Below are 11,900 nucleotides of genomic sequence, written 5' to 3'. Positions count from 1 at the left end.
TATATCTCGATTTGAAATAAATTTTTAGTTGAAGATGTAGCTTAACGTTACGCTGAGAACCTGTTCAGATTTTGATTTGGTAGAACCTTTCGGTTCCTTATCAAGACCCGGATAGGTATTGCTGAGCCCGAAATCATATCTTGCAGACAACTCAAGCTGTCTTTTGTAGCTATATCCCACACCTATTCCCAATCCAAAATTAAATTTGCTGGCCTTTCCGTTTACATCCGGATATGTGGGATCAACGAAATTCGGGTCATAATAGGGTCTTATAACCGGTGCATTTTTCACATTCTGGCTCAGTAAAAAATTGAATCTCGGACCGATCATTCCAAAGAATTCAGATTCTGCTTCTGAAAAATATCCCTTGAAATAAATAGGTACGCTAAGGTAATTGTTGGCATATACGGCATTGTAGCCGTCCGCTCCTTTTGCATTTTTGTCCTTCCCTGTTTCTCCGGCTCCGTAGTACGTAAGCTCCGGCTGTAAGAAAAACTGGTTTTCGGAACCCATCGGGATCAACGCCAATACACCGCCCTGAAATGCAAATCTCGGACCTGAAGGGTTATGCGCATTTTTTACCGCGGAATAGTTGCCCCCGGCAATGATACCGAATCTTGTGCTGCTGAAATCAATCTGAGCGAAAGACATGGCAGAAACGGCTAATGCTGAGGCTAATAAAAATTTTTTCATATCGTTTGTTTTTAAAAAATTATCCTAGAATTTTTGCAACGGTAGCACCGATATCAGCAGGAGAATCCACTACATTGATTCCGTTCTCTCTCATGATCTCCATTTTAGCCTGCGCCGTATCTTCTGCTCCACCTACAATTGCCCCGGCGTGTCCCATCGTTCTTCCTTTAGGAGCTGTTTGCCCTGCGATGAAACCTACTACCGGTTTTGTAGAACCGCTGGCTTTGTACCATCTTGCCGCTTCTGCTTCAAGACCGCCACCGATTTCTCCGATCATTACTACCGCTTCCGTTTCAGGATCGTTGATGAATAATTCCAAAGCTTCTCTTGTTGTTGTTCCGATGATCGGGTCTCCACCGATACCGATCGCTGTAGAGATACCGTAACCAGCTCTTACTACCTGATCAGCAGCTTCGTATGTAAGGGTACCTGATTTTGAAACGATCCCTACTTTCCCTTTTTTGAAAACAAATCCTGGCATAATACCAATTTTAGCTTCTTCAGAAGTAATGATTCCAGGGCAATTCGGACCGATTAACCTGCAGTCTCTGTCGGCGATGTAAGATTTTACTTTCACCATATCCGCTACAGGAATCCCTTCCGTAATACAAACAATTACTTTGATCCCGGCTTCAGCAGCTTCCATAATGGCATCAGCAGCAAATGCAGGCGGTACGAAAATGATACTTACGTTTGCTCCGGCCTTTTCCACAGCATCCGCCACCGTGTTGAATACCGGCTTTCCAAGATGCTCGCTGCCTCCTTTTCCAGGCGTAACCCCACCTACTACGTTGGTTCCGTATTCGATCATCTGGCCCGCGTGGAAAGTACCTTCGTTCCCGGTAAATCCTTGTACAATTACTTTAGAATCTTTGTTTACTAAAATTGACATTTTATTATTTATTTAATTTATTTATTACTTTTTAAATGCAGACAAATTTAATTAAATTTCTTTGATTAAAGATAAATCTAAACAATTTGTTTATTTGAGATTTCTCAGCTTCACTTCTTTTTTCAGGTAGGTTTTGAAATCTTCCGCAAACATTCCGATATAGGTTCCTTTTTCAAGATCCCGGTTGACGCCGGTTTTGCCCAGCAGCACAGATCCGCTCTCGATTTTATTTCCGGAGGCGATTCCCACCTGGCCCCACAGCGTTACTTCGTCGCCGATAATACAGCAACCTGCAATACCCACCTGAGAAGCGATCAGGCATTTTTTACCGATCACCGTATCGTGTCCGATCTGAATCTGATTGTCCAGCACGGAACCTTCCCCGATTACCGTAGAATCGGTAACCCCTCTGTCGATGGTACATCCGTTCCCGATCTCGACATTGTTTTCAATGACCACATTTCCCACGGAGATCAGCCGGTCGAAATTCCCGTTTAACTTACGGTAGTAGAAAGCGTCGCCTCCTAAAACCGTGTTGGCCTGTATTACGACATTGTCGCCGATTACCGTTCTGTCACCAATCACCACGTTCGGGAAAATCAGCGTGTTTTTTCCGATCTTCACATGGTTACCGATCACGGCAGAATGATGAACATGGGTTCCTTCACCGATTTCCACGTCATGGAGTTCTTCCGTGAAGTTGTATATTCTTGTAAAATGCGTATTGATCCTGTTAAAATCCCTGAACGGATCATCCGAAACCAGCAAAGCCTTTCCTTCCGGGCATTCCACTTCTTTATCGATCAAGATGATGGTAGCGGCAGAGTTCAATGCCTTATCGTAATATTTCGGGTGGTTGACGAAAACGATATCACCAGGCTTCACCCTATGGATTTCATTGGTGCCCAGAACTTCGAAATCTTCGGGACCAACAAATTTCGCCCCGATCAGTCCGGCAATGCTTTTCAGTTTTTGTGGAGAATGGAATCTCATAACAATTGATTTTATTATAAAACAAAATTCGGAATGCAGACGCAAACCGAATTTATGTACATTTTATTTAAAATTATTCCTTTACTCTTTCAAGGTAAGAACCGTCTTCCGTGCTCACTTTGATTTTGTCTCCCGGCTCGATGAACAAAGGAACCATTACTCTTGCTCCTGTTTCAACGATCGAGTTTTTAAGGGCATTGGTTGCTGTATTTCCTTTTACTCCAGGATCTGCTTCCACCACTTCCAAGTAAACCGACTGCGGCAATTCTGCAGAAAGAGGGGTTTCATCAGCTTCTTTCAAGATGATCGTTACTTCTTCTCCCGCTTTCATCAGGTTGGAGTTTTCGATCATTTCTTTGTTAAGATAAAGCTGAGAGAAATCATCGTTATTCATGAAGTGGAATCCGTTCTCATCATCATAAAGGTACTGGTATTTTCTGGTGATTACCTTTACCTCATCAATCTTATGACCTGCTGAGAATGTATTGTCAATTACTTTTCCATTGGTTACCGACTTCAGTTTTGTTCTTACGAAAGCAGGCCCTTTGCCCGGTTTTACGTGAAGGAATTCGATTACTTTATAAATATCATTGCTGTACTCGATGCACAGGCCTTTTCTGATATCGTTACTTGTTGCCATTCGTATTGTATATAATTATTTTCTTTTGTTAAATTGTATGCCTTGTCCCTGACTCTGCATTTTGTTGAAAACATTGTTGTTGGATGTGTTCATATTACTGTTTAACCGGTTGACATTTGTCTGGATTTCGGAACTGTACGGACTGGCCGTACCCAAAATGGAACTGCCGGTAGCATTCAGCCGCAGAATATTACTTAAATTCTTTTTAGCAATGCTGTCTGCGGATTTTTCGGGAAGCTTTCTTTCCAGAATCGATGCGCTAGCGGTTTTTTCCGTTTTTAACCCTTCTACCTGCTGTGCACAAAGAATGGATGCGAAAGAAATCGTTATAAGTAAGGCTAAAACTTTCATTCGGTAACAGTATGTTGAATTACTCCCTTTCCTTACCCGTTCCGTACCCTTTTACGATACCTCTCGGTGAATTCTGGATAAACTGAAGGATTTCATCCCTTTCAGCCGTCGGTAGCATTTCTTTTTCGATATACAGCAATGCCTGGGAAACATTCATCTTCAGCTGAAAAATCGCACGGTAAATTTTCTGGATTTCAAAGATTTTCTCATTCGTAAACCCTCTTCTTCTTAATCCTACGGAATTGATTCCTGCATAAGACATCGGCTCTCTGGCTACTTTTACATAAGGCGGAATGTCTTTTCTCACCAGAGTCCCGCCTGAGATCATCACATGCTTCCCAATCTTTCCGAACTGATGCACGGCAGATAAACCTCCCATCACCGTATAATCACCGATTTCAACATGCCCTGCGATGCCGCACCCGTTTACGATGATCACATGATCTCCGATCACACAGTCGTGGGCAATGTGGGAAGTAGCCATAATCAGGCAGTTTTTACCGATCTTAGTAAAGCCCAGCGCTTTTGTTCCGCGGTTTACCGTAACACATTCCCGAATGGTGGTTTCGTCACCGATAATCACCTGGGTATCTTCACCGTCAAATTTCAGGTCCTGAGGAATCGCGGAGATTACCGTTCCCGGAAAAATCCGGCAGTTCTTACCGATTCTGGCGCCGTCCATAATAGTAACATTAGGGCCTATCCATGTTCCTTCCCCGATTTCCACATCTCCAGCAATGGTCGTGAACGGTTCTACGATTACATTTTTGCTGATTTTCGCACGCTTGTCTACGGCTGCTAACTGATGAATCATTTAATCAACTTTATTTTTTGCAACTTGGGCCATTAGTTCTGCTTCTACCGCTACTGCATCTCCCACATAACCGTATCCCTGCATATGAACAATCCCTCTTCTGATCGGCTCGATCAATTCAATCTTAAAGATCAGGGTATCTCCCGGAATTACTTTTCTCTTGAATTTCACTTTATCTATTTTGATAAAATAGGTGGAGTAATTTTCCGGATCGGGAACGCTGGCCAATACCAGGATTCCACCTGTCTGAGCCAATGCTTCTACCTGCAGAACGCCCGGCATTACAGGTTCTTTTGGAAAATGCCCTACGAAGAACGGTTCATTCATCGTAACATTTTTAAGACCTACTACATGGGAATCCGAAAGTTCAAGAATTTTATCGATCAGTAAGAACGGCGGCCGGTGTGGCATCAGCTTCATGATCCCGTTGATATCGAATACCGGTTCTTTTGTTAAATCGAAATCCGGAACGTTTTTCTTTTTCTGCAGCTTCCACTGGCGGTTCAGTCTTTTGGCGAACTGGGTATTCACATAGTGTCCCGGTTTATTGGCAATGACTTTCCCTTTTATTTTTACCCCCGCCAGAGCCAGGTCACCGATTACATCCAGTAATTTGTGTCTTGCCGCTTCGTTAGGATAGTTTAAATTCAGGTTATCAAGGATTCCGTTCGGCCTGATGGACACATTGTCTTTCCCGAAAGCTTTCTTGAGTTTTTCCGTCGTTTCAGGAGTAAGGTCCTTGTCCACATAGACAATCGCGTTGGAAATATCCCCGCCTTTGATAAGGCCATGGTCCAACAGCATTTCCAGCTCATGTAAAAAGCTGAATGTTCTTGCCGATGAAATTTCGTCCTTGAATTCTGAAATATTTTTTAGCGTGGCATTCTGGGTTCCTAATACTTTAGTCCCAAAATCTACCATCGTCGTTACTTCATATGTATCGGAAGGAATAATCGTGATTTCAGATCCTGTAGCCGGATCGCTGTAGGTAAGCACTTCTTTTACCACCAGGTATTCTCTGGCAACATTCTGCTCCACTACCCCAACACTTTCGATCGCTTCCACGAAATATTTTGACGAACCGTCTAAGATCGGAGGTTCGGAGGCATCCATTTCCAGGATGGCATTATCGATATCACATCCTACCAGAGCGGCTAAAAGATGTTCGCAGGTAGTGATTTTTACGCCCAGTTTTTCTAGGGTTGTCCCTCTTTCGGTGGCCACTACATAATTTACATCTGCTTCCACCTGCGGGTGCCCTTCCAGATCGGTTCTTACAAAAACGAAACCTGTGTTTTCCTTAGCAGGTTTCATGGTTAATTTTACTTCTTTACCAGTATGAAGTCCGATTCCGGAAAGTGTCACTTCCTGCTGAAGTGTTTTTTGCATATCACTCATTAGTTTTATCTTTTGAGTTATTCTCGAGATTATTTATTCTTTTTACGATTTCAGGAAGATTTCTGAAATGGACATAGCTTCTGAGATAATCGTTATAGCTGATGGCAGGAGACCCATATACGGTATCTTTATCGTTCACATGGGTATTTACCCCGCTCTGTGCCTGAATTTTCACCTGGCTGCCCACTTTGATATGGCCTACGATTCCCACCTGTCCTCCGATCTGGTTCCAGTCGCCGATAGTGGTGGACCCTGCGATGCCCGCCTGTGCAGCAATGACGTTGTTTTTTCCGATCTTTACATTGTGGGCAATCTGGATGAGGTTATCGATCTTGGTACCCTTACCGATTACCGTAGAACCGATGGTTGCCCTGTCGATGCTGCAGTTGGAACCGATTTCCACGTCATCTTCAATGATAACATTCCCGAGCTGCGGAATTTTTTTGAAACCGTCCGGCGTCGGCTGGAAACCGAACCCATCTCCACCGATTACAGTGTTAGAGTGAACCACACAGTTATCGCCGATGATGCAATAGTCATAGATCCTTGCCCCGCTGTCGATCTTACAGTTTTTACCGATTTTCACCCCTTTTCCAATATATACCTGTGGATAAATCTGGGATCCTTCTCCTATTTTGGCTTTTTCGGAAACATAGGTAAAGGTTCCTATATAAACATTCTCCCCGATTACTGCCGTTTCATGAATGGAAGCTCCATTTTCGATACCGCTTTTACGGCCCTGCATTTCCTGATACAGATTCATTAAAACCTGAAATGAAAGGTAGGCATCCTTTACAGCAATAATGGTAGGAGCATACGTATCTTTTGATAAAAGATTTTCCGAAACAATGATGACGGAACATTTTGAAGTTTCCAGATAATGGGCAAACCGATCCTGTGCTATAAAAGAAAGATGTCCGGTTTCCCCGCTTTCGATAGGTGAAACCCCAGTAATAAGCGCATTTTCGTCACCTATTATTTTTCCGCCGATAAAACCTGCAATTTGCGAAGCTGTAAATTCCATATTCTGCAAAGATAAGAAATTCTGTAATTCGCAAACATTTTTTAATTTTAGGATTTTGAATTTTAATTATTCTTTAAGAAATCATGCCTGGGATGTCCTGGGAAAGGTCAGAATATACCGTTTGGTTTTATTCGTCATGAGTCCAGACAGCAACTGGTCTTCGGATTCGTCCATTCTTATTTTCTTTCCATCTTTCTGCAACAGGTAAATCGGCTGTTTTTCGGTATCGTACGGAAGAAGCTTTCTTTCGATTTGGTGTACCAGCTCACTACCGTTGCCGATTCCGAAAAATTCGTTTACATTTTTTATTTTTTCCTCAATAAATTCCTGACCGAAAGGATGGGATGATATAATGGTTTTCGGCAGGTTTCTCCGTATTACACACTGGCACCAGTAAGATAGGATCATATCATCAGCATACTGCCAGTTTTTCATGGCCTGGATAATGTCATTGTCATCAAGCTGGGTAAACCGTTCCACATCTTCATCGGTAGCAGCACTTTTTTCACGATGCAGGAAATATTTCAGATTTTCGGTTGCCGGCAGATCAATGCCCTGAGAAACGAGATACTTTGCCCTTTCGAGGATTTTAACCAAAATAAATTCAGCTAAGGCAGAGGTTTTATGATAATAGACCTGCCAGTACATGAACATTCTGGCAGTGAGGAAGTTTTCAATGGAATAAATCCCTTTCGCGTCGATTACCAGTTCGCCGTCATCACAGACGTTCATCATGGAAATGATACGCTGGGTATTGATGTTGCCTTCGGAAACCCCGGTAAAAAAGCTGTCGCGTTTCAGGTAATCCAGCCTGTCGACATCCAGCTGGGAGGAAATCAGCTGATTGAAAAATTTGCGGTGGTATTTCCCCTGAAACATTTCAATGGCACAGGAAAGCTGTCCGCCAAACTGATCATTCAGACGGTTCATCAGCAGCAGCGAGAGTTTTTCGTGATGCCAGTCATCCATCAGCATACATTCCAGGGCGTGGGAAAACGGGCCATGACCGATGTCGTGCATTAAGATAGCCAGCATTGCTCCTTTTTCCTCTTCAGGCGAAATGCTGATTCCCTTCTGTTTTAGTGTTTCCAAAGCCGTAAACATCAGATGCATCGCTCCCAGTGCATGATGAAACCTTGTATGGGTGGCCCCGGGGAAGATCAGATTCAACAATCCCGTCTGCCCTATCCTTCTCAGCCTCTGAAAATAAGGATGCTCGATGATGTCGAATAAAATTTCGTGAGGAATTTTGATGAATCCGTGTACGGGATCATTGATGATTTTTAGCTTGTTCTGCATGGGAAACGTCCGTATTTATAACAAATTTAGCGATTTTAAATTTCAGAACCGATTAAATTTCATTAAAACAGCCTTGCTATTCACCGTTCAGCTGTATACGAACAAATTTTTAATCAAAAAATATTTCTCTGCCGGCTGCTTTAAAAATAACAGAAATATCCGTTTATTTCATTAACTTATATTTAACTTTACGTCTGCGCATTTTGGCAGATTTTACCAATAAATGGTCAGCAATTTGATACAATAACCGTGTAAAAATTTAATTATGTCGGAAAAGATATTATGGATAGATGATGAAATAGATTTACTCAAACCTCACATCGTTTTTCTTGAAAAAAAAGGGTACCAGGTAACGCCTGTAAACAATGTAAACGAAGCCTTGGAACTTATGGACTCGGAGAAATTCGCATTGGTACTGATCGATGAAAATATGCCCGGAATTTCCGGACTGGAAGCGATCCCTATGATCAAGGATAAAGATAATTCCCTGAAAATCGTCATGGTCACCAAAAGTGAGGAGGAACATATCATGGAGGAAGCGATCGGCTCACAGATTGCCGATTATATCTTAAAACCCGTGAATCCAAACCAGATTTTACTTTCGTTAAAGAAAAATCTTCAGGAGGACAATCTGGTGGAGCAGAAAACGATTCTGCAATATCAGCAGGAATTCAGAAACCTTTCGATGGAGCTGTCTTACCTGAGAACGTATCAGGACTGGGCGGAATATTATAAAAAGATTTTAAACTGGGAAGTTAAGTTCGACAAGGTAACGGACAATGAATTTGCCGATCTGCTTCAATCGCAAAAAGAAGAGGCGAATATCCAGTTTGCCAAATTTATCGAGAAAAATTACGAAGACTGGCTTCACGACTCCGATAAGCCGATGATGAGCCACACGCTTTTCAAAGAAAAAGTAAAGCCGGAAGTTGAAAAAGATAAGGTGTTGCTGCTTATGGTGGACAATCTGCGTTACGACCAGTGGAAAGTAATTGAGCCGTTGTTTACCAAATATTACAATAAAGTTTCTGAGGATTATTATTACAGCATCCTTCCTACCGCTACGCAATATGCAAGAAACTCTTTTTTCGCAGGATTAATGCCTTCAGAAATCGAAAAACGTTTTCCCGATAAGTGGTTTAATGATAATGAGGAAGGAAACAAGAACGAATATGAGCGTGATTTCCTGGAAGACCAGATGAAAAGGATCGGGCTGGGTTCCAAATCGATGAAGTACCTGAAAGTCCTAAATGCAGATTTTGAGCGAAAAATTTATGAGGACTTCAACCAGCATAAAAATAATGATCTGTTGGTGATCGTTTATAATTTTATTGATATTCTGTCCCACGCAAAAACAGATAACCATATTGTCGATCAGCTGATCCGTGATGATAAAACGTTCCGGTCTTTAACGCTGAACTGGTTCGAGAATTCATCATTGCTGAAAATTATCAAACTGGCAGCAGAAAACGGCTTCAGGCTGGTAATTACGACCGATCACGGAACGGTATATGTCAAAAAACCGAGCAAAGTTGTCGGCGACCGGGAAACTTCGACCAACATCCGTTATAAGACGGGTAAGAGTTTAACGTACGATGAGAGTGATGTATGGGCCATCACGAATCCTGAAAAGCTGTTTTTACCAAAAGGAAATTTGAGCTCAAAATATATTTTTGCAAAAAATAATATTTTCCTGGCGTATCCCAAAAATTATAATCACTTCGTGAATTATTATAAAGAAACCTACCAGCATGGAGGAATATCACTGGAAGAGTGTATAATTCCGATCAGTGTTCTGGAGCCGAAATAATTTTTCACCGGTTTATTTTCGGATAACTGAGGAAGCGGAAAAAATCTTTGATTTTTTCCGCTTCTTTTTTATTAATATTTTTGAGGCATGAAATTAATTACTTACAACGTCAACGGAATCCGGGCCGCCTTTACCAAAGATTTTTTAGGCTGGCTGAAAACGGCAGATCCGGATGTGATCTGCATCCAGGAAAGCAAGGCAGGAAACGATCAGATCGATATTGAAAGCCTTGAAAAATTAGGTTACCACAGCTATTGGCATTCGGCGGAGCGAAAAGGCTACAGCGGCGTCGGAATCGCCTCTAAAATTAAACCCAACCATGTGGAATACGGCTGCGGCATCGAAAACTACGACAGCGAAGGGAGAATCATGCGTGCGGACTTCGACGGGTTTTCCGCCATTTCGGTGTATGTGCCTTCCGCTTCCAATATTGAAAGGCTGGATTTTAAAATGCAGTTCTGCCGCGATTTCCTGGACTACATCAAAAACCTGAAGAAAGAGATTCCCAACCTCATCATTTCGGGAGATTTCAACATCTGCCACGAAGCGATCGATATTCATGACCCGGTGCGTCTGAAGAATGTTTCCGGGTTTCTCCCAATGGAACGGGAATGGATGACGGATTTCATCAATGAGTGTGAACTGATCGACAGTTTCCGGTTTTTCAACAGTGAACCGGACCACTATACCTGGTGGAGCTACCGTCAAAATGCCCGGGCAAAAAACAAAGGCTGGCGGCTCGATTATAATTTCACTTCCTACAGCCTGAAGGACAAGCTTACGAGAGCTGTTATTTTGAAGGAAGCGGTGCATTCGGATCATTGTCCGGCGCTGGTGGAGTTGAGTCTTTAAATCAAAAAGAAATCAGATTAACAGGCTGAAAGAGGGAAGCTGGATGCTGGAAGTTTATCTTATCAACGTTACTTTAAAAAGGGATTAATTATTAAATAAGCGGTTTGTTACTATATAAAGTAGGAAATCTATTCAAAATCCCGGCATCAACGGAAGTCTTAATCTTTCATTTTAATGATCAACTGAAAATAAAAGAGGCGGTCTCAATTCTGAGACCACCTCTTTTTAATTTAAATCATAAAATTTAATCGACAATTTCATATTCCACCGGAATGGTACCGTTGCCGGTATCCCCGATTTCATCGAACGCGGCTTTAGACATATCCAAAGCTCTTGATGAATGGTAAGGCCCTCTGTCATTTACTTTCACTATTACCTCTTTACCATTGTTCAGGTTGGTGACCTTAATACTTGTTCCGAAAGGAAGCGTTCTGTTTGCCGCAGTGAACTTTGCATTATCAAAGATCTCTCCGCTGGCGGTTTTTCTACCGTTAAATTTATCGTGGTAGTACGATGCATAACTTGTTTTTTTCGCATCTGTGGCATTTATTTTGAAAGAATAAATACCAAGGGTTGAAATCATCATTATGATTACGAGAATGAATCTTTTCATCATGTTGAACATTTATTGGTTTTGACAGGGGCAAATCTATAAGGATTCTTTTAACGAGCCTATTTTATTTGTTAACAGATGTTAACAAAAACTAAATATTATCTTAAATAACTCCGTAACTTCCTATTATCAGCGACTTTAAAGCCTATTGTTAAAATATGTTAAAAAAATTATTCAAACGTTAATAATTTTAACTAAATTATTGAAATTAACATTATTTTAACATTATATTAGCTTTGATAATCAATATGTTAAATATTTTCACAAAGCTTAAAATCATACTTCAGTTTTATTGGTAACCGCCTGTTACGGATGTCTGCGGGGGAATTTCAGCAGAAAATATGAATAGGATTTAAAAAGATGAACACAGAGACTACAAAGTTTCTTTATTAGTATTCTTTTTTAAATTCATTCATCCGTTTCATTTAACAGGATTAATAAAGTTTACACTTCTCATTCTTCTAAAATTTTTTTTAAAAAGTATCGGGAAAGGGTTTTTCCGAATCTTTAAGCGGTAAAAT

Annotated in this window: 12 protein-coding genes; 2 read left to right on the top strand and 10 right to left on the bottom strand. The window is 41.4% G+C overall.

Annotation, left to right across the window (positions count from 1 at the left end):
• Nucleotides 1–24: 24 nt before the first annotated feature.
• From ACED20_RS15660 to ACED20_RS15620, 9 genes are all read right to left on the bottom strand, one after another.
• Nucleotides 25–693, bottom strand: a complete 669-nt coding sequence (locus ACED20_RS15660) for a porin family protein (RefSeq protein WP_294202002.1) — start codon at nucleotides 691–693, stop codon at nucleotides 25–27.
• A 19-nt stretch (nucleotides 694–712) separates the two neighbouring features.
• Nucleotides 713–1,585 (bottom strand): succinate--CoA ligase subunit alpha, encoded by an 873-nt coding sequence (gene sucD / locus ACED20_RS15655; protein ID WP_002977143.1) that lies wholly within the window; start codon nucleotides 1,583–1,585, stop codon nucleotides 713–715.
• Between the two features lie 90 nt (nucleotides 1,586–1,675).
• Nucleotides 1,676–2,578: an LpxD N-terminal domain-containing protein gene (locus ACED20_RS15650; RefSeq protein ID WP_294229298.1), complete on the bottom strand. Its 903-nt coding sequence runs from the start codon at nucleotides 2,576–2,578 to the stop codon at nucleotides 1,676–1,678.
• Between the two features lie 73 nt (nucleotides 2,579–2,651).
• Nucleotides 2,652–3,218 (bottom strand): elongation factor P, encoded by a 567-nt coding sequence (efp, locus tag ACED20_RS15645; protein WP_294201973.1) that lies wholly within the window; start codon nucleotides 3,216–3,218, stop codon nucleotides 2,652–2,654.
• Nucleotides 3,219–3,233: 15 nt separating this feature from the next.
• Nucleotides 3,234–3,569, bottom strand: a complete 336-nt coding sequence (locus tag ACED20_RS15640; RefSeq protein ID WP_378105619.1) for a hypothetical protein — start codon at nucleotides 3,567–3,569, stop codon at nucleotides 3,234–3,236.
• Nucleotides 3,570–3,588: 19 nt separating this feature from the next.
• The gene (lpxA, locus tag ACED20_RS15635) at nucleotides 3,589–4,383 is read right to left on the bottom strand and encodes an acyl-ACP--UDP-N-acetylglucosamine O-acyltransferase (protein WP_294201971.1); all 795 of its coding nucleotides are present in this window, start codon (nucleotides 4,381–4,383) and stop codon (nucleotides 3,589–3,591) included.
• The gene (locus ACED20_RS15630) at nucleotides 4,384–5,781 is read right to left on the bottom strand and encodes a bifunctional UDP-3-O-[3-hydroxymyristoyl] N-acetylglucosamine deacetylase/3-hydroxyacyl-ACP dehydratase (RefSeq protein WP_294223876.1); all 1,398 of its coding nucleotides are present in this window, start codon (nucleotides 5,779–5,781) and stop codon (nucleotides 4,384–4,386) included. It lies immediately after the preceding gene.
• Complete coding sequence (gene lpxD, locus ACED20_RS15625; RefSeq protein WP_294229301.1) at nucleotides 5,774–6,805, bottom strand: UDP-3-O-(3-hydroxymyristoyl)glucosamine N-acyltransferase; 1,032 nt, start codon at nucleotides 6,803–6,805, stop codon at nucleotides 5,774–5,776. Before lpxD ends, ACED20_RS15630 begins: the two co-directional genes overlap by 8 nt.
• A gap of 81 nt (nucleotides 6,806–6,886) precedes the next feature.
• Nucleotides 6,887–8,104, bottom strand: a complete 1,218-nt coding sequence (locus tag ACED20_RS15620) for an HD domain-containing protein (RefSeq protein WP_294201966.1) — start codon at nucleotides 8,102–8,104, stop codon at nucleotides 6,887–6,889.
• 265 nt (nucleotides 8,105–8,369) lie between these two features.
• Here ACED20_RS15620 and ACED20_RS15615 point away from each other — a divergent pair, with 265 nt between their 5' ends.
• Nucleotides 8,370–9,914 (top strand): bifunctional response regulator/alkaline phosphatase family protein, encoded by a 1,545-nt coding sequence (locus tag ACED20_RS15615; RefSeq protein ID WP_294223884.1) that lies wholly within the window; start codon nucleotides 8,370–8,372, stop codon nucleotides 9,912–9,914.
• Between the two features lie 87 nt (nucleotides 9,915–10,001).
• On the top strand, nucleotides 10,002–10,766 hold the full coding sequence (locus ACED20_RS15610) for an exodeoxyribonuclease III (RefSeq protein WP_378105614.1): 765 nt from the start codon (nucleotides 10,002–10,004) through the stop codon (nucleotides 10,764–10,766).
• Between the two features lie 244 nt (nucleotides 10,767–11,010).
• Here ACED20_RS15610 and ACED20_RS15605 read toward each other — a convergent pair whose 3' ends face one another.
• Nucleotides 11,011–11,382, bottom strand: a complete 372-nt coding sequence (locus tag ACED20_RS15605) for a septal ring lytic transglycosylase RlpA family protein (protein ID WP_294201962.1) — start codon at nucleotides 11,380–11,382, stop codon at nucleotides 11,011–11,013.
• Between the last annotated feature and the right edge of the window lie 518 nt (nucleotides 11,383–11,900).

Origin of the sequence: Chryseobacterium sp. sg2396 (genome assembly GCF_042610505.1) — a bacterium.
GTDB lineage: Bacteria > Bacteroidota > Bacteroidia > Flavobacteriales > Weeksellaceae > Chryseobacterium.
Note: the sequence above shows the minus strand (reverse complement) of the source record. Positions and strands in the feature narration are given on the sequence as shown.